The 17,953-nt window shown below is 68.4% G+C and carries 17 protein-coding genes; 7 read left to right on the forward strand and 10 right to left on the reverse strand.

The window, feature by feature from the left end; genetic code table 11:
- Positions 1-158: 158 nt before the first annotated feature.
- Positions 159-686, forward strand: a complete 528-nt coding sequence (locus ACFCQI_RS07895; protein WP_395120889.1) for an acyloxyacyl hydrolase — start codon at positions 159-161, stop codon at positions 684-686.
- A gap of 9 nt (positions 687-695) precedes the next feature.
- Here the strand turns inward: ACFCQI_RS07895 and ACFCQI_RS07900 are convergent, their stop codons facing one another.
- From ACFCQI_RS07900 to ACFCQI_RS07920, 5 genes are all read right to left on the reverse strand, one after another.
- Positions 696-2,222, reverse strand: a complete 1,527-nt coding sequence (locus tag ACFCQI_RS07900; protein WP_395120890.1) for a DHA2 family efflux MFS transporter permease subunit — start codon at positions 2,220-2,222, stop codon at positions 696-698.
- 114 nt (positions 2,223-2,336) lie between these two features.
- Positions 2,337-3,542: an HlyD family efflux transporter periplasmic adaptor subunit gene (locus tag ACFCQI_RS07905; protein ID WP_395120891.1), complete on the reverse strand. Its 1,206-nt coding sequence runs from the start codon at positions 3,540-3,542 to the stop codon at positions 2,337-2,339.
- 10 nt (positions 3,543-3,552) lie between these two features.
- The gene (locus tag ACFCQI_RS07910; protein ID WP_395120892.1) at positions 3,553-5,112 is read right to left on the reverse strand and encodes an efflux transporter outer membrane subunit; all 1,560 of its coding nucleotides are present in this window, start codon (positions 5,110-5,112) and stop codon (positions 3,553-3,555) included.
- A gap of 25 nt (positions 5,113-5,137) precedes the next feature.
- Positions 5,138-5,596, reverse strand: a complete 459-nt coding sequence (locus tag ACFCQI_RS07915) for a MarR family winged helix-turn-helix transcriptional regulator (RefSeq protein ID WP_395120893.1) — start codon at positions 5,594-5,596, stop codon at positions 5,138-5,140.
- 75 nt (positions 5,597-5,671) lie between these two features.
- Positions 5,672-5,926, reverse strand: coding sequence for a hypothetical protein (locus ACFCQI_RS07920; RefSeq protein WP_395120894.1), 255 nt, complete (start codon positions 5,924-5,926; stop codon positions 5,672-5,674).
- 240 nt (positions 5,927-6,166) lie between these two features.
- Here ACFCQI_RS07920 and ACFCQI_RS07925 point away from each other — a divergent pair, with 240 nt between their 5' ends.
- From ACFCQI_RS07925 to ACFCQI_RS07940, 4 genes are all read left to right on the forward strand, one after another.
- Entirely contained in the window at positions 6,167-7,027 is an 861-nt protein-coding gene (locus ACFCQI_RS07925; protein ID WP_395120895.1) for a helix-turn-helix transcriptional regulator, read from the forward strand.
- A 65-nt stretch (positions 7,028-7,092) separates the two neighbouring features.
- A complete protein-coding gene (locus ACFCQI_RS07930; RefSeq protein ID WP_395120896.1) occupies positions 7,093-7,959 on the forward strand; it encodes an MBL fold metallo-hydrolase in 867 nt (288 codons plus the stop codon).
- A gap of 28 nt (positions 7,960-7,987) precedes the next feature.
- Positions 7,988-8,392, forward strand: a complete 405-nt coding sequence (locus tag ACFCQI_RS07935) for a TIGR01244 family sulfur transferase (RefSeq protein WP_395120897.1) — start codon at positions 7,988-7,990, stop codon at positions 8,390-8,392.
- Positions 8,393-8,477: 85 nt separating this feature from the next.
- Positions 8,478-9,335, forward strand: a complete 858-nt coding sequence (locus tag ACFCQI_RS07940) for an EamA/RhaT family transporter (RefSeq protein ID WP_395120898.1) — start codon at positions 8,478-8,480, stop codon at positions 9,333-9,335.
- On the opposite strand, the gene ACFCQI_RS07945 is transcribed toward ACFCQI_RS07940, so the two are convergent.
- On the reverse strand, positions 9,277-10,305 hold the full coding sequence (locus tag ACFCQI_RS07945; protein ID WP_395120899.1) for a LysR family transcriptional regulator: 1,029 nt from the start codon (positions 10,303-10,305) through the stop codon (positions 9,277-9,279). The two genes, ACFCQI_RS07940 and ACFCQI_RS07945, sit on opposite strands and share 59 nt — an antisense overlap.
- Before the next feature lie 101 nt (positions 10,306-10,406).
- Here ACFCQI_RS07945 and ACFCQI_RS07950 point away from each other — a divergent pair, with 101 nt between their 5' ends.
- Positions 10,407-11,285, forward strand: coding sequence for an NmrA family NAD(P)-binding protein (locus tag ACFCQI_RS07950; RefSeq protein ID WP_395120900.1), 879 nt, complete (start codon positions 10,407-10,409; stop codon positions 11,283-11,285).
- A 67-nt stretch (positions 11,286-11,352) separates the two neighbouring features.
- On the opposite strand, the gene ACFCQI_RS07955 is transcribed toward ACFCQI_RS07950, so the two are convergent.
- The 4 genes from ACFCQI_RS07955 to ACFCQI_RS07970 form a co-directional block, all read right to left on the reverse strand.
- Positions 11,353-12,297 carry a c-type cytochrome gene (locus ACFCQI_RS07955; RefSeq protein ID WP_395120901.1) on the reverse strand — a complete coding sequence of 315 codons (945 nt, stop codon included), beginning with the start codon at positions 12,295-12,297 and terminating at the stop codon, positions 11,353-11,355.
- A 148-nt stretch (positions 12,298-12,445) separates the two neighbouring features.
- Positions 12,446-12,739: a hypothetical protein gene (locus ACFCQI_RS07960; RefSeq protein ID WP_395120902.1), complete on the reverse strand. Its 294-nt coding sequence runs from the start codon at positions 12,737-12,739 to the stop codon at positions 12,446-12,448.
- Positions 12,711-14,270 carry a hypothetical protein gene (locus ACFCQI_RS07965; RefSeq protein ID WP_395120903.1) on the reverse strand — a complete coding sequence of 520 codons (1,560 nt, stop codon included), beginning with the start codon at positions 14,268-14,270 and terminating at the stop codon, positions 12,711-12,713. The genes ACFCQI_RS07960 and ACFCQI_RS07965 overlap by 29 nt, the downstream gene beginning before the upstream one ends.
- Positions 14,267-16,114: a hypothetical protein gene (locus tag ACFCQI_RS07970; protein WP_395120904.1), complete on the reverse strand. Its 1,848-nt coding sequence runs from the start codon at positions 16,112-16,114 to the stop codon at positions 14,267-14,269. Before ACFCQI_RS07970 ends, ACFCQI_RS07965 begins: the two co-directional genes overlap by 4 nt.
- 207 nt (positions 16,115-16,321) lie before the next feature.
- Between ACFCQI_RS07970 and ACFCQI_RS07975 the strand changes: the two genes are divergently transcribed.
- Positions 16,322-17,926 (forward strand): S10 family peptidase, encoded by a 1,605-nt coding sequence (locus tag ACFCQI_RS07975; RefSeq protein WP_395120905.1) that lies wholly within the window; start codon positions 16,322-16,324, stop codon positions 17,924-17,926.
- Positions 17,927-17,953: the final 27 nt, after the last annotated feature.

Genomic DNA, 17,953 nt, shown 5'->3' on the forward strand with positions numbered 1-17,953 from the left:
CGGCGGAACGCGCACGGGAACCCCTGCAACGGCAGGGGCATCCCGTGGCCGCGGGGCATCGCGGCAATCATTCTTCGCCACCCCTTGGTTTCACTTCGGTTCGACGTTATTTAGTGAACCATCAAGTTCACTAAAATTCCGCCCCGTCCGAGGTTGCCATGCACGTCCCGTTTTCCGCCCGCCTGCTGCTGCTGGCGCTGGCGTCGTCTCCGCTGCCGCTGCTGGCGCAATCGGTCCATCTGCAGGTGCAGGGCGGGCGCAGCTACATGGATGGGCATGGCACTCCCGCGCTGTTCGTCGAAGCGGTGTTCGACGACCATGCGATCGGCGACAGCCGCTGGAGCCTGGCACCCGACGTCTCGCTGGGCTGGATCGACGGCCGCGACATCGCCCGCTTTCGCGACAATCGCTACCCCACCCGGGAGCAAGCCTGGCTGCTGGCCGCCGGTGCGCGCCTGCAGTACCGCACGGCCGATGGTGCGCCAGGCCACTGGTTCGCCAGTTTCCAGCCGGCGCTAAACAGCGCGCGCACGCAGGCGCTGAGCAGCCCGTACGAGTTCGTCACCACGCTCGGCTGGCAAGGGCACCGTTTCAGCTTCCAGATCCGGCACGTTTCCAACGCTCGCCTGCATCAGCCCAACCGCGGCGAAACCATGGCGCTGGTGGGCATCGGCTTCGATCTCTGACCGATCGCCTCAGTGCCCGCCAGCGACCGGCCGCGCCTTCGGCGTGAACGGCGGCTTGGCCAGCCAGATCACCAGCATCAGGCCGATGAAGATCCAGCCCAGCGCGTGGAACACCTCGTTGAACGAGATCTGGTAGCTCTGCTGGGTGATCATGCCGTTGATCACGCTGCCGCCCAGCTGCGGATCGCCGTGGCCCAGCTGCTGCATCGCGGCCTGGCTGACCGGACTGTAGGGCGTGATGTGCTCGGCCAGCTGCTCGTGGTGGTTCACCGCGCCGCGGGTCCACATCAGCGTGGTGATCGAGGCGGAGAAACTGCCGCCAAGCGTGCGCAGGAAGGTCGACAGGCCGGAACCGGCGGCGATCTCGTCCTGCTGCAGGTCCGACAGCAGGATGGTCAGCGTCGGCATGAAGAACAGCGCCACGCCCAGGCCCTGCAGCAGCTGCACCATCGCCACGTGGTAGAAGTCGATCTGCAGGTAGAAGTCCGCGCGCATGAAGCAGGTCGCGCCCATCACCAGGAATGACGCCGCGGCGAGCAGGCGCAGGTCCATGCGGGTGGCGTACTTGCCCACGAAGAAGGTCAGCAGCACCGGGATCACGCCCAGCGGCGCGGTGGCGAAGCCGGCCCAGGTGGCGGTGTAGCCCAGGTTCTGCTGCAGCCACAGCGGCACCAGCAGCGCGATGGCGAAAAACGCGGCGTAGCCCAGCACCATCGCCACCGTGCCGGTGGTGAAGTTGCGGTGGCGGAACAGCTTCAGGTCCACGATCGGGTCGGGGTCGGTCAGCTCCCAGATCAGGAAGATCGCGATCGCGATGGCCGAGATGATGCTGGCCACGATGATGAAGTTGGAGTTGAACCAGTCCGCGTCGTTGCCCTTGTCCAGCACGATCTGCAGCGCGCCGACGCCGATGATCAGCGTGATCAGGCCGACGTAGTCGATGCGCGGGCGCTCGGTCTTCTCGACCTTGCCGCGCAGCTGGTTGGCCACCACCACGCTGGCGAAGATGCCGATCGGCAGGTTGATGAAGAAGATCCACGGCCACGAATAGTTCTCGGTGATCCAGCCGCCGAGGATCGGCCCGGCGATCGGCGCCACCACCGTCACCATCGCCAGCAGGGCCAGCGCCATGCCGCGCTTGGCCGGCGGGTAGATGCTGATCAGCAGGCTCTGCGTGATCGGGTACATCGGGCCGGCCACCGCGCCCTGCAGCGCGCGGAACACCAGCAGCATGCCCATGCTCTGCGACACGCCGCACATGAACGAGGAGGCCACGAACAGCAGCGTGCACGCGGTGAACAGGCGCACCTCGCCGAAGCGGCGGGTGAGGAAGCCGGTCAGCGGCAGCGAGATCGCCATGCTCACCGCGAACGAGGTGATCACCCAGGTGCTCTGGTCGTTGCTGACGCCGAGGTTGCCGGCAATCGTCGGCAGCGAGACGTTGGCGATCGTGGTGTCCAGCACCTGCATGAAGGTGGCCAGCGACAGGCCGACCGTGCTCAGTGCCAGATTGGGTGGGCGGAATGGGGTGGTCATCGGGTTCGGTCAATGAAGAATGCGTAGGAGCCCGCTCGCGGGCGATGCCGTTGCTCTGGTGCCCGTTGAAAGATCAAGCAGGAGCATCGCCCGCGAGCGGGCTCCTGCGGGGAGCTATTTGTCGCCGGCCATGTTGGCGTGGATGATCTCCTTGATCGCCGCATCCGCCTTGGCCAGCTGCTGCTTGTAGATGTCGGTGCTGAAGGCGGGTTGCGAGGGCGCGCGCTGCGCCAGCGTGGGGCCGCTGCGGTCATGCAGGTTGACGTCCACGTTGAGCGACATGCCCAGCCGCAACGGGTGCTGCTCCAACTGCTTCGGGTCGGTGAACACCACCCGCACCGGGATGCGCTGCACGATCTTGATCCAGTTGCCGGTGGCGTTCTGCGCCGGCAGCAGCGAGAACGCGCTGCCGGTGCCGATGCCCAGGCTCTCCACCTTGCCGGTGTAGCTCACCGCGCCGCCGTAGACGTCCGATTCGATCTCCACCGGCTGGCCGATGCGCATGTCGGTGAGCTGGGTCTCCTTGAAATTGGCGTCGATCCACACTTGGTGCAGCGGCACCACCGCCATCAGCGGCGTGCCGGGCTGCACGCGCTGGCCGACCTGCACCGAGCGTTTGGCCACATAGCCGTCCACCGGCGCCAGCAACTGCGTGCGCGCGTCGGCGAGGTAGGCGGCGCGCAGCTGGGCCGCCGCCACCTGCACGTCCGGGTGCGAGGCGACCACGGTGTCGTCGACCAGCACCTTGCTGGTCTGGTACTGCTGCTGCGCCGTGATGAGGGCGTTCTGCGCGGTGGTCAGCGCGTCGCGGGCATGCGCCAGTTCCTCGGCCGAGATCGCGCCGGACTTGGCCAGCGCCACGCGCCGCTCGTAGTCGGAGCGCGCCTTCGCCACCGCGGTCTGGCTGGCGGCGACGTCGGCGTGTGCGCCGCTGACGCTGGAGTACAGGCCGCGCACCTTGCGCACGGTCAGCGCCAGGTTGGCCTTCGCCTCGGCCAGGGCCACGTCGGCATCGCTGGGGTCGAGTTTCACCAGCACGTCGCCGGCGTGCACCAGGTTGCCGTCGTCGGCGCCGATGCTGACCACGGTGCCGGGCACCTGCGGGGTGATCTGCACCACGTTGCCGTTGACGTAGGCGTCGTCGGTGCTCTCGTACCAGCGGCCTTCGAGGAAGTACCAGAGGCCCCAGCCAATGGCGGCGAGCAGCACTACCACGCCGAGCGCGCGCAGCAGCGCGCCGCGGGATTTCTTCGGCGCCGGCAGCGGCGGCCTGGACTCGGCCTTGCTCTCGTTCGAGTCGGATGAGGGTTGAGCAGACATGGGGGAAGCCTCAGCGATGCGCAAAAGTGGAAGATGACGGTGCCGGCGCGCCGGCCTGCGGCGGGTAGCCGTCGCGGGGTGCCTGATCCTGCGGGCGGTATCCACCGCGGGGTGCTTGACTCTGGGGGCGGTATCCACCGCGGGGTGCTTGATTCTGGGGGCGGTATCCACCGCCCAAGGCCTGGATCAACTGGATCGAACGGTCGACCTGTTGCGCCTGCAGCGCGGCCACGCCGCGGTCGGCGGCCAGCAGCTGCTGGCGCACGCTGAGCGCTTCCAGGTAGCTGCCGACGCCGGCCTGGTAACGCTGCAGCGCGAGATCCCACGCCTGCCGCGCGGCGGCCTGCGCGCGCTGCTGGGCAGCGAGCTGCCGCTGCAGCGATTGCGTCGCCGAGACGTCGTCGGCAACCTCGTTCACCGCGCCGACCAGGGTCTGGTTGTACTGCGCCACGGCCAGGTCGTACTGGGCGTCCTTGGCCGAAAGGTTGGCGCGCAGCCGGCCGCCGTCGAAGATCGGCAGGCTCAGCGAGGGGCCGAGCTGGTAGAAGCGCGCCGGCAGGGTGAACGGGTTGCCGCCGCCGAGCCGGAGCACGCCGGCCATCGCGCCGATGCTGATGTTGGGCAGGAACTCGGTCTTGGCCGCCTTGATGTCCTTGCCCGCGGCCTCGACCCGCCAGCGCGCGGCGACCAGGTCGGCGCGATGGCCGATCAGTTCCAGCGGCAGATTCTCCGGCACCGCCAGTTCGGCCGGCGCCAGCACCTGTGGACGGGTGATCTCGTCGCCACGATCCGGGCCCTTGCCGAGCAGCACGGACAGCGCGGAGCGCGCAGCATCCACCGCGCGATCGGCCAGCGCGGCTGCCTGCTCATCCGTGGCCACTTCGGCCTCGGCCTGCTTCAGCACGATGCGGTTGTCGATGCCGGCGGCCACGCGCTGCGCGGTGAGCTGCTGCGATTGTTGCGCGCGTTTCAGCTCGCCGGCGGCCAGGTCCTGCTGGGCGAACGCATAACCGAGTTGCGCATAGGCGCGGGCCACGTTGCCGGACAGTTCGATGCGCGCGGCGCGGGCCTCGACCTCGGCGGCGCGCGAGGCGCCCAACGCGGCTTCCCACGCGGCGCGCTTGCCGCCCCACAGATCCAGGCCCCACTTGAAGCTGCCATAGGCGTAGCTGGCCAGGTTGAAGTGGCCGCCGCCGGCATCGGCGGGCATCACCGTGGTCGGGATGCGCGCGCCGGAAACGCTGGCCCCGGCATTCACGCTGGGGCGGCGCGCGGTGTCGGCCAGGCCGGCGGCCGCCTGCGCCGCGCGGGCGCGCGCATCGGCCACGGCCAGGCCGGGGTTGTCGGCCAGCGCTTCGCGGATCAGCCGGTCGAGCTGCGGGTCGCCCAGCGCGCTCCACCAGTCGCTGTCGGGCCAGGCGGCCGCGATGTCGTTCGCGCCGAGATGGTGCGCGGCTTTCAGCGAGGCGGGGTCGAGCGGCGCGCCGTTCGGATGCAGGCCGCCGCTGCTGGCGCAGGCGGCCAGCGCGAGGGTCAGGGCGGTGGCAGCCGCAAGGTGATGCAGACGCATACGTGGGGGGCTCCGAGGGGGAGGGTCAGTTCTTGTCGCGAAGGGCGTGCAGCACGCGCTCCAGGTAGTCGTGCAACCGGGCCTGTTCGGCCTCGTCCAGCGAGCGCTGGGCGGCATTCAGCACGCGTTCGTTGCAGTCGGTCAGCTGCTGCCAGATCGCCTGGCCCGACTCGGTCAGCTCGATCCGCAACGCGCGGCGATCCTGTTCATGTGGGCAGCGGCGCAGGTAGCCCTTGCGTTCGAGCTGGTCGAGCTGGCGGGTCATCGCGCCGCCGTCCAGTTCGACCGAGCGGGCCAGCTCGCTGGCCGACATCGGGCCGAGCCTCGCCAACCGCTTGAGGATCAGGAACTGGGTGAAGCGCAGGTTCACGTTCTGCGCGGCCAGCTCGGCTTCCATCGCCCGCACGATCTCCGCGCGCACCAGCCCGAGCAGGATGCCCAGGCTTTCTTTCGGGGTGGCAAAGGCGAGCGACTCGGTATTCATGGCCGCGCATTCTATTGCCTCAAGTATATTTGTCAAGGCAAATATGTGCTGGAATGCTTTTGCCTTGGCAAGATGTCAGGCGGCACGCACCCGCTGGGCCTGCAGCTCGTCGCGCACCAGCGCGTGCAGCGCCGGATCGCGGAGGGTGAACAGTTCGAATACGCCCAGCGCCTGCAGGATCGGCAGTTGCGCCAGCAGGCGCGGTTCGGCTTCGCGGCGCATCGATTCCGGGGTGGCCGGATCCAGCATCAACTGGGCATGGATCACGAAATCGGTGAGCGCATCGATGCGTGGGGCATGGACGGGGGTGGGGACGGGGAGTAACGACATGTCGATCTCCTGCATGGGTTGACACAAGGACGTCGGCGGGTGCCGCGTCGTGACAGGCTGCAAGACAGCGCGGCGGGCATGGCGGCTGGAGTGCGCCGCGGACGGGCGTGACCGCATCGCCGGCGTCACGGTCACGTGTAGGCACATGACTTGGGGGACAGGCGACATTAGGTCGCTGCGACGTAGCATGGGAAGGCAGTCCCCACTGCTGGTACTCCCACTACCCGTTCCGGATCGCCCATGAAAGCATCCATGCAACGCACCGAGCTGAAGGCCTTCCTGCGCACGCGGCGTGCCGCGCTCACGCCCGAGGCGGCGGGTCTGCCGCGGGGTTCGCGCCGGCTGACGCCGGGACTGCGCCGCGAGGAAGTGGCGGCGCTGGCCGAGGTCGGCGTCACCTGGTACACGTGGCTGGAGCAGGGCCGTGCGATCAACGTATCGGCGGCGGCGCTGACCCGGATCGCCCGCGCGCTGTCGCTGTCGCCGACCGACGAGGCCTACCTGTTCGCCCTGATGGGGCTGTCGCGCACCGACGTGCCGGAACATCACTTCAGCCTGCCGCCGGTGATGCACGAGGTGCTGCGGATGTACCAGGCGCCGGCCTTCGTGCTGGACACGGTGTTCAACGTGCTGGCCTGGAACCGCATGGCCGAGTGCCTGTACGACTTCGGCGAGTTCGACGGCCCGTTCGCCGACAACCACCTGTGGAACGCGTTCATGAATCCGGCGCGGCGGCGGCTGTATCCGGATTTCGAGAACGGCGCGCTGAACCTGCTCGGCATGTTCCGCATGAACCAGGCGGCGCATCCGGAAGACCCGCGCTTCGCCCGGCTGACCGAGGCGCTGGCCGAGGCCAGCACGGAGTTCGTCGAACTCTGGCAGCGCTGCCACACCGCGCCGCTGAGCGCGATCGTGGTGCCGTTCTTCCATCGCGAGTTCGGCGACCTCAGCATCCATTCGATGCGCCTGCCGATCCGCGACAGCGACCACGTCGATCGCGCCACCGCGTTCTTCTTCGCGCCGGCGAATGCCGAGACCGCGGCGAGCTTCGCGCGCGTCGCCCGGCGCCTCGCGGCGGAGCAGGCCGCGCAATCGGCGTGATGCGGCGGCCGTTGCCGCAGGGGCCATAATCTCCGCGATCCCGATTTCACCGCGAGGAGACGGACATGCCAAGCCCCGACGTGCGGGCGTTCTTCGACCAGGCCAGCCATACCTTCAGCTACGTGGCCTGGGACCCGGCCACCCGAAGGGCCGCCGTGCTCGATGCGGTGCTCGATTACGAGGCGGCCTCCGGGCGCACCGGCCACGCCGCCGCCGATGCCGTCATTGCGTTCGTGCGCGCCGAGGGACTGACGCTCGACTGGGTGATCGACACCCACGTGCATGCCGACCACCTGTCGGCGGCGTCCTACGTGCAAGCGCAGCTGGGCGGCAAGCTGGCGATCGGCGAGCACATCCGCGAGGTGCAGGATACGTTCGGCGCGCTGTTCAACGCCGGCGACGGGTTCGCCCGCGACGGCAGCCAGTTCGACCACCTGTTCACCGATGGCGAGCGCTATCGGGTAGGCGGGATCGAGGCGCAGGCGATTCACACGCCGGGGCACACGCCGGCGTGCATGACCCATGTGATCGGCGACGCGGCGTTTGTCGGCGACACGCTGTTCATGCCCGACTACGGCACCGCACGCTGCGACTTCCCCGGCGGCGACGCGGCTACGCTGTACCGCTCGATCCGGCGCATCTTCGCGCTGCCGGAGGCCACCCGGATCTTCCTGTGCCACGACTACAAGGCCCCCGGCCGCGACGAGTTCGCGCACCAGACCACGGTGGCGGCCGAACGCCAGGGCAACATCCACGTGCATGACGGCATCGGCGAGGAGGAGTTCGTCGCCATGCGCCGCGCGCGCGATGCCACGCTGAAGGTGCCGCAACTGCTGCTGCCGGCGGTGCAGGTGAACATGCGCGCCGGCCAGTTGCCGCCGGCCGAGGACAATGGCGTGCGCTATCTGAAAATTCCGCTGGACGCGCTGTAGGCGTCCATCCCTTCCTACGGAGCATTGCATGCAGATCCATCCGCTTGCCGGTGCGCTGAGCGTCAGCGCGCAAATCGACGTCGACGACATCGCGGCACTCGCCGCGCAGGGTTTTCGCGGCATCGTCAACAACCGCCCCGACGGCGAGGAACCCGGCCAGCCGGACAATGCCACACTGGAATCGGCGGCGCGTACCGCCGGCCTGGCCTGGCGGCATATCCCGGTGGCGGGCATGCCGTTCGCACCCGCGACCTTGCAGGAGTTCGGCGCGGCGCTGGAAGAACTGCCCGGCCCGCTGCTGGCGTTCTGCCGCAGCGGCACGCGCAGCAGCGCGCTGTGGGCGATGCAGGCGCCGGGCACGGCCGACGAGATCCTGGCCACGGCGCGCGCGGCGGGCTACGACCTGTCGATGCTGCGGCCGTGGCTGGGCTGACGCCTTGAGGCGCCGCCGCGCGCGGCGCGACTGACTCGCGTGCCGCTTGCGGCACAATGCGCGCTGTTTGTCGCGGGAGGGTCGGATGTTCTTCGTGCTGTTGAGCGTGTTGTGCAGCGTGGCGGTGTCGGTGCTGCTGAAGCTGGCGCGGCGCTGGCGCATCGACGTGGGCCAGGCGATCGCCTGGAACTACGTGGCCACCAGCGCGCTCACCGCGCTGCTGCTGCAGCCGTCGCCGGCGAGCCTGCGCGGCGGCGAGGTGCCGTGGCTGGCACTGGTTGCGCTGGGCATCCTGCTGCCCACGATCTTCCTGGCACTGGCCGCGGCGGTGCGCCACGCCGGCATCGTGCGCAGCGACGCGGCGCAGCGGCTGTCGCTGCTGCTTTCCCTGCTGGCCGCGTTCGTGCTGTTCGGCGAGCAACTCTCCGCGTTCAAGCTCGGCGGCATCGCGCTGGGCCTGCTTGCCCTGCTGGGCATGGTCTGGCGCAGCGAACGCTCGCCGGCCGATCCCGGCGCGGCCGGCTGGCTGTATCCGCTGCTGGTGTTCGCCGGCTTCGGCGTGATCGACATCCTGTTCAAGCGCGTGGCCCTCGCCGGCGTGGCGCTGGGTACCTCGCTGCAGGCGATGTTCGCGCTCGCCCTGCTGGTCGCCTTCGCCATGCAGCTGTGGCGGCGCGCACGCGGCACCACCCGCTTCACCGCCCGCAGCGCGGCGGCCGGCCTGCTGCTGGGACTGGCCAACTTCGGCAACATCCTGTTCTACCTGCGCGGCCACCGCGCCTTGCCCGACCACCCGGCGCTGGTCTTCGCCAGCATGAACATCGGCGTGGTGGCACTGGGCGCGCTGGTCGGCCTGCTGCTGTTCCGCGAACGGCTGAGCCGGCTCAACCTGGCCGGTGTGGCGCTGGCGGCGGTGGCGATCGGGGTGCTGGCGCGCGGCTGACGGGTCGCCTGCCTGTGGATTTTGCCTGTCGGCCAGCCATCGGGCGGGCCGGATCATCGACGCCGCTTCGCCTCGCGCTCGCGAGTCGGGCGAACGCACCCGGTGAGGCATTTTCGAAGCGGTCAAGCAGCAGTTTCACGAAGGCGGCCACGCGGGCGCTCAGGTGGCGATGCGAGGGATACAGTGCCCAGACTTCGACCGGACGTCCGGCGAGCACGCCCCAGTCGAGCAGCCGGCCCGCGTCGATGTCGGCCTGCACCAGCGAACGCGGCATCGCGGCGGCGCCCACGCCGGCGAGCACCGCATCGTGGATCATCGCCATCGACGACAGACGCAGCACCGTATGCGTGGCGATGCGGCGCACGCTGCGTGCGCGACTGAGCTGCCAGGTCGCATCGGGCGGCGTGCGCGGCAAGGTGATTGCGGGCACCATGGCGTCACTTCTTCCCGCTGGCCGCGGCAGTGACGGCGTGGCCACGACCACCATCACGTCGCGCAGGAAGCAGCGGCCGGCCAGGTCGGTCGAGGGGTCGGGATTGGCGCGGATGATCAGGTCGAAATCGTCATCCACCGGATCGACGAAGCGATCCTCGGTGACCACTTCCAGCTGCACCTGGGGGTAGGCGAGCGCGTAGTCCGCGGCGATGCGGCCAAGGCCGCGCTGGCCGAACAGCACCGGCGCGCTGATGCGCAGGCGGCCGCGGGGCGTGCCGATGCTCCCGCGCAACGCCTCGCCCACTTCGTCGATGTGTTCCAGCAGGGACTGCGTCCGTTCCTGCAGCTCGCGTCCTTCCGGCGTCAGCCGGAGCGTGTGGCCGCCGCGCTCGAACAGGCGCACGCCCAGCGCATCCTCCAGCTGGCGTACCCGCCGCGACAGCGTGGCCTTGGGTCGGCCGGTGGCCCGGGCGGCGCGGCCGAAGCCGCCGTGTCGCGCCACGTCGTTGAAATCGGCCAGGGCGAGCAGATCCACGGGTGTTCCATGAGCGAGACGGGATGTCCTGATTATGCGGCTATCGGGGCGCTTCGTGAAACATCAGGATGGCGCTGTCCACCACCTTGAAGGAGATTCCCATGAACATTCTCGTCACCGGCAGCACCGGCACGATCGGCAGCCTCGTCGTCCGCGGCCTGGCCGCGCAGGGCGCCAGCGTCCATGCGCTGACGCGCAACCCGGACCAGGCGTCGTTCCCCGACGGCGTCATCGCGGTCAAGGGCGACATGACCGACGTTCCCTCCATGCGTGCCGCACTGAAGGAGGCCGACACGCTGTTCCTGCTCAACGCCGTGGTTGCCGATGAAGTGACCCAGGCCATCGGCACGCTGAGCCTGGCGCGCGAGGCCGGCATCAAACGCATCGTGTATCTGTCGGTGCTCAACAGCGACAGATACACCGACGTGCCGCATTTCACCGGCAAGTACACGGTGGAGCGGATGATCGAGCAGTTCGACCTGCCGGCGACCGTGCTGCGCCCGTCCTACTTCATGCAGAACGACGCGATGCTTCGCGACGGCCTGTTGCAACAGGGCCGCTACGGCATGCCCATCGGCAACGTCGGCGTGGCGATGGTCGACGTGCGCGACATCGCCGAGGTCGCGGTGGCCGCGCTGCTGCGTCGCGCGCGAGCGGCGGCGCCGCTGCCGCGCGAGGTGATCGAGATCAGCGGGCCGGACGTGCTGACCGGCGATGCGCTGGCGACGATCTGGTCCGGCGTGCTCGGCAGGCCGGTGACGCCTGCGGGCAACGACCTTGATGCCTGGGAGGCTTTCATGGCCGGCCTGATGCCGTCCTGGGCAGCCCATGACCTGCGCCTGATGCTGGCGCGGTTCCATGTCGACGGCATGCTTGGCAAACCTGGCGCGGCGGAAATCCTCACTGGCCTGCTCGGGCATCCGCCGCGCCGTTACCGCGATCTTGCCGTCGAACTGGCCACGGCCTGGCAGGCGGGGTGAGGGCATGGGCGCCGGGCGAACGGCGCGGGCACCCGGGGCGCCATCCGCGCCCCGTTCCGCGTGAACCTCACGGCGTGCGCGATCCCGCATACGCCGCCACGGCAATCATGTCGTCGACGGTCAGCTGCGAGGCTTCCAGCCGCATCGGCGCGGCGGCTGGATTCGAACGCTGGCCAGCGCGGAACAGCAGCAGCTCGCGCACGATGTAGGTCGGCGAGCGTCCGGCCAGCGGCGGGACGGCGTCGGTGCCCTGCAGCCTGGCGCCGTGGCAGGACTCGCATGCTGGCGCCGCGCCGCTGCCGCTGGCCGCGATCGCCGCGCCACGCGCGATGCTGCCGGGCGGCACGTAGGCGACATAGCGGGTGCGGCCGCTGCCGTATCGGTAGTCATCGAAGGACACCGGTACCTCGACGATGCGCTCGCCCAGCGCTTCGCGCGCGCCATCCCGATCCGGCACCTGCACGAATTCCATCCAGTGGGTCTTCGGCACGTTCGCGCTTTCGACCACGCGCGTATGCGGCACGAACTTCAGCCGCGAAAAATAGCCGGCGGCGAGCTGCAGATCGTCGTCGCTGAGGCTGCGCGCCTCGTCGGCCATGTCCTGCGTGGTGCGCGGTGCGCTCGCCCCGCGCTGGCCGTGCCGGAACGCGGCCACCTGTTCGAGGATGTAGCCCTTCGGCAAACCCATGATCTGCGCAGTCGCGGGAACGCCGGCGCCATTCACCATGTGGCATTCCGCGCACGGCCATGGCCAGCCGGGCTGGCGATCGACGGTGACGATCGGTGGCGCGGCCGAATGGTCCTGCGGGAACCAGTCGGGAACGAAGTGCTCGACGTCCAGTTGCGCCTGCGTGTAACTGCACGTGCTGCCCGCCACGTGAATGATTCTGGCCGGGTCGGACTTCGGCGCGTGCGGGTCCGGCGGCGGAAATCGCGGAAACGCCCATGCCTCGGCCGCGCCAATCTCCGCGTCTGGCGATTCCCCGCCGACCGGAGCGTGGGTCGCGAGCACGGGGAACACCTGACACAGAAGAGCCGTGGTGATGAGCGTCGTCCACTTCCTGCCTTCGATTCGCATGTCGTTCCCCTTGCCGGTTGAAAAACTCCACGCTGCGCCGGCGTGAGCTGGCGCTATCGGTCACAAAGCCGGGCGGCCGGGTTCATGAGCAAACAAATGCCTGCGCACCGGGGGCCGGCGTGGGCTTGCACAGGTCCGGCCAGCCGTACTGCTTCCAGTACGCGAGCATGCCGAGGCGTTGCGCAAAGCCCTGGAAGGCGGGATCGCGGCGCGCCTTCCGCGACCACGGTTCCGGCTGCCACAGCCAGTTCAGGTAGGCATCGGACAGGCCGCTGTGGCCGTGCTCATACAGATCGAATGAACGCGCCGGTGCGCCGAGTTGCAACAGCATGGTTGGCGCCCAATTGTCATCGGCGTGCGTGGCGACGATCTGCAATGCGGCCTGGCGCGCCGTAGGTGCCGCGGTAGATCTCCTGCAAATCCGCGCGGGAAATCTTCGTGCCCATCTCGCTGGTGGAGCTTGCGAAGTCCCGCGCGGAAGCCTGCACGTCGCCGTGCGCGGCATCGTAGAACTCCAGCATCAACGCGCCGAACGCCGAATCCGCCACGCCGGCGCGATGGACGTAGGCCAGCGCGCCGGCCTGATCGCCTTCGCGCCAGCGCAGCATGCTCTTGTAGAACAGCAGCAGGGGATTGGCCGGATCGTCGACGAGCGCCGCATCGATGCGCGCCTCTGCGGTGCGGGTGCGGCCCATCGCGGCGAACTCGTTGGCGGCCCAGTAGTTGACCGCGGAGTTCTCCGGCGCCAGCTTCAGCGCCCGCTGCATCGGTTCCACCATGGCCGTGTAGTGGCGCTGCGAAAACTGGTTGTAGCTGAGCGCGGCATAGGCTTCCGCATCGCCCGGATCGAGCGCCAATGCACGATGGGCGGCATCGTCGGATGTCTTCCAGCTCGCGTTCCAGTCACCGGCCACATATTGCGGCAGCACCGCGTTGGCCACGGCGAGCTTGGACCAGGCGCGCGCGAAGCCCGGATCGAGTGTCGTCGCCTGCTGCAACAAGACAATCGCGCGCGGCAGGCTGTCGCCCACGCGGCGATTCACCAGTTCCTGCGCGGTGATGAAATCCGCGTACGCGTCCGCGCTGCGGGTGGCCACCGGCACCAGCCGCGTGTTGCCGACATCGCCCAGCACTACTTTCAGGTGCTCGGTGATCGCCCGGGCGATCCGCTCCTGCAGGTCGAAGATGTTGTCCAGGTTGCCGTCGTAACTCTGCGACCATGCCTCGAAACCGTCGCGGGTGCGGATCAGTTGCACGCTGATCCGCACCGCCTGGCCCTGCGTGCGCACCGAACCTTCCAGCACGTTGGCCACATCCAGTGCCTTGCCGATCGTGCGCAGGTCGGCATTGTGGTCGCCGTAATAGAACGAGGAGGCGCGCCCGGCGACGCGCAGATCCTGCACGCGCGCCAGCGCATTCAACAGTTCCTCGGCCATGCCGGCGGAGAAATAGCCGTGATCGTGGGCGGGACTCAAATCCTCGAACGGCAGCACGGCGATGGATTTTGCCGGAACGATGGGCCCCGGACCGTCGCCCAATCCCGCGCCCTTGCGCCATACAAACGTATTTGTCAGCAGCAGCACGACCGCGACCAGCAGCACGCCGATGATCCACTTGTCCAGCTTGCGGCCAGTGGCGTGCGCGATGGAATCGCCCGCCGCGATCTCGCTCTCGCGCTTCAGGCCTTCAGGCGTGAATTCATAGAACCACGCGAACGCGATCCAGAACGGGAACCCGATGACCGCCGCAATCAGGAACCAGCGCGTCGCCCAGTCCGGCAATCCGACCGCCGGGCTGAACTGCGACAGGCCCTGCCCGAACGCCCACACCGTGCCCGCGTAGAGCATGGCCGCGCGCCACACGTTGCGGCGCTTGAGTTCGGCGAATAGCGACGACCGGGCGCTCATGGCGTGGCGGATTTCCATGGGGTGTAGGGCAGGTCGATCTTCCTGAGCATCGCCTTGAAACGAGGATCGTCGCGGATCGGATCGAACGCCGGATACCACAACAGTTGCGGCGTCGTGCTGTCGCCGTTCAGCGCGAATTCGTCGAGCATGGCCAGGGCGCGCTCATTCTGGCCAAGCGCGACGAGGAACACGGCATGCACGATGGCGTCATGGCGAAGGTTGTCCAGTGCAGGGGAAGTCTCCAGGGACTCGACCGCGCTCGCACGCAAATGCGGATCGGCGATGCCGCGTACCAACAGCGCACTGACATCGGAATGACGCGGGTTCGACAGGCGCATCTGCCGTTCCGCTTCGGGGTAACGATGCGAGGACAGATACACCCACACCGCGATGCGATGTTCCAGCACGCCATTGGGATGCGCGGCCAGGGTGCCCTCGATCTGCTTCAAGGCCTCATCGTTGCGATGCAACGCGAACAGGAGCTGCGCGCGCACCGCGCCACTGACGCCGGAAAGCGGATCGCGCTGCAGCGCGCGCTCGATTTCGGCCAGGGCGGGTACGAGCTGCCCGGCTGCGTACAGGAACTGCGCGTATTGATCCATCGCCTCGGCGTCACCCGGCGCCAGCGCCAGCGCGCGACGGAACACGCGATCGGCCTCGGCCCAATGCATCTGGTTGGTGTAGACGATGCCCTGCGCGACATACGCCAACGCCACATCGGGATTCAGCGCAAGCGCATGTTGCGCGGCGGCCAGCGAATCGGCATCGGCGGTCTGCATCGACACCGGCATGTATGCCGGCAGTAACGCATGCGCTTCGGCCAGCGATGCCCAGGCTTGCGCGTAATCCGGGTCAATCGCCACGGCCTGCCGGAACGCATCAACGGCTTCCCCCACCGAACGTGCGGCCAGCAAGGTGAGCCCGCGCAGATAGGCATCGTGTGCGCGCGGATCACCGGTTTTTTGCGGAACCAGCGACTGGCCGCTCCCGCCCGCCAACTGCACCTTCAGCTTGTCGGCAATCGCCTTGGAGATTTCATCCTCGACGGCAAAGATGCTGGTCAACTTGCGATCGTATTTCTCCGACCACAGGTGGTAGCCGCTGCGCGTGTCGATCAGCTGCGCGGTGATGCGCACCTCGTCGCCTGACTTCTGCACGCTGCCTTCCAGCACGGTGGCGACGTCCAGCACGTCGCCGACCTTGCGCAAGTCCTCGGCCTTGCCCTTGAACGCAAAAGCGGACGTGCGCGCGGCGACCTTCAGGTGCGGCAACTGCGCCAGCGCGTCCAGGATTTCCTCGGTGATGCCGTCGCTGAAGTAGTCGTTCTCCGGATCGCCGCTCATGTTGACGAACGGCAGCACCGCGATGGATTTGGCGGGCAGTGTTGGCGCGAGTGATGCGCTCGCGGATGGCCCGGCCGTCGGCGGGTTGGCGCGAACCGTCGACGTGGATGCTGTCGCGACACCCTGCATCGGCTGCCTGGCGTCGTGCTGGAAATGCCACCAGCCAAGTCCCGCGATGGCAGCGACCAGCACGCCGATCAGGCCGACCGCGACGCCGGCGTGGCGCGCCGGTGATGGCGCCATCGAATCGGTGCCGATGGTGCCGTCCGTGCGCACGATACCTCGGGGCGTGGCATCGAATGCCCATGCCAGCACCAGCGCGATCGGGAAGCCGAGCAGGATCAGCAATACCACCGCCTGATCGATCCAGTCCGGCAGGTGGAACACCGGCAGCACCTGCGTCGCCACCTGGATCAGCAGCCAGCCGACAATGGCATACGCAGCCGCCACGCGATACACGTGGCGGCGCCTGATCTCTCGCCAGAATCCCCGCTGGACCATGGGCGTGCGCCGAGTCGCGAAAGCGCGTCGTCCCTGCCCGTTCCGCGGCGGCATTCTGGCATAGATCGCGGGGCTTTCCGCTGCCTTCGGCCAGTCCGTGGCCGCGGCTTTTGCAGCCACGCAAGTTCCTGCGCAATGACTTCTGGCGGATGAAGGCCGGCCGGGGCGGAGCCTAAGCTCGGCGCTTCGCCTGCCGGATGCCAGCCCATGCGCAAACTTCCCCTCGCCGCGGTGCTTGCCGCGCTGCTGCTTACCTCGACGGCTTTTGCCGGCACGGACAAGAAGGACGACAAGGCGCCCCCCGAGTCGAAGCCCGACGCGGCGCTGGTGCAGCCGCAGTCCTCGACCAGCGAGGGGTCGGTGTCGGTCGAGGGCAAGCGGGTCGACTACAAGGCGGTGGCCGGCACGCTGGTGCTGCACGGCAGCGGCGACAAGGAGGACGAGCCGCAGGTCAGCATGTTCTACGTCGCCTATTTCAAGAAGGGCGTCGATGCCGGCAAGCGGCCGGTCACCTTCATCTACAACGGCGGTCCCGGCTCGGCCACGGTGTGGCTGCACATGGGCGCGTTCGGGCCCAGGCGGGTGGTCACCAGCGACGACACGCACACGCCGGCGGCGCCGTACCAGCTGGTCAACAACGACTACAGCCTGCTCGATGCCTCCGACGTGGTGTTCATCGATGCGCCCGGCGCCGGCTTCAGCCGGCTGATCGCGAACGACGAGGACAAGGCCAAGCGCGAGGAGCAGATGAAGGACCGGCGCAAGGCGATCTACGGCGTCGACGGCGACGCGCATGCCTTTGCCCAGTTCATCACCCGCTTCCTGTCGAAGTACGACCGCTGGAACTCGCCGAAGTACCTGTTCGGCGAAAGCTACGGCACCACCCGCTCGGCGGTGCTGGCCAACATCCTGGAGAACGAGGACAGCGTCGACTTGAACGGCGTGATCCTGCTCTCGCAGATCCTCAATTTCGACACCAGCATCGACGGGCCGGAGTTCAATCCGGGCGTCGACCTGCCGTATGAGCTGGCGTTGCCGACCTTCGCCGCCACCGCGTTCTACCACCACAAGTTGCCGCAGCAGCCGGCCGCGCTGGAGCCGTTCCTGCGCGAGGTGGAGCAGTACGCGCTGGGCGAGTACACGCAGGCGCTGATGGCCGGCTCGCGGCTGCCCGAGGCGCGCAAGCAGGCGGTGGCGGAGAAACTGCACCAGTACACCGGGCTGCCGGTGGCGTACCTGCTGAAGGCGAACCTGCGCGTCAGCGGCGGCATGTTCGAGCACGAGCTCCAGGCCGGCGACGACACCACCACCGGCCGGCTCGACACGCGCTTCTCCGGCCCGACGATCGATCCGCTGGGCAAGGCTTCCGAATACGACCCGCAATCCTCGGCGATCAGCTCGGCCTACGTGTCCGCGTTCAACGACTACGTGCGGCGCGAGCTGAAGTTCGGCCAGGGCCGGCAGTACCGGCTGTTTGCCGACATCGACCATTGGGACTTTTCGCACAAGGCGCCGGGCGTCCAGGGCGAGGCGCTGCAGTCCTCGACCAACGTGATGCCGGACCTGGCGATGGCGATGAAGACCAATCCGGGTCTCAAGGTCTACCTCAACGGCGGCTACTACGATCTGGCCACGCCCTACTTCGCCGCCGACTACGAGATGCACCACCTGCCGATCCCGGCCAGCCTCGAAGCCAACATCAGCTACGCGTGGTATCCGTCCGGCCACATGGTGTACGCGCACGCGCCGTCGCTGAAGCTGCTGCACGACAACGTCGCCCGCTTCATCGAGCAGACCGACAACGTGAAGTAATCGCCCGCCCTGGGGGGCGATGGCCGG

Source organism: Rhodanobacter sp. FW102-FHT14D06 (assembly GCF_043950705.1).
Classification (GTDB): domain Bacteria; phylum Pseudomonadota; class Gammaproteobacteria; order Xanthomonadales; family Rhodanobacteraceae; genus Rhodanobacter.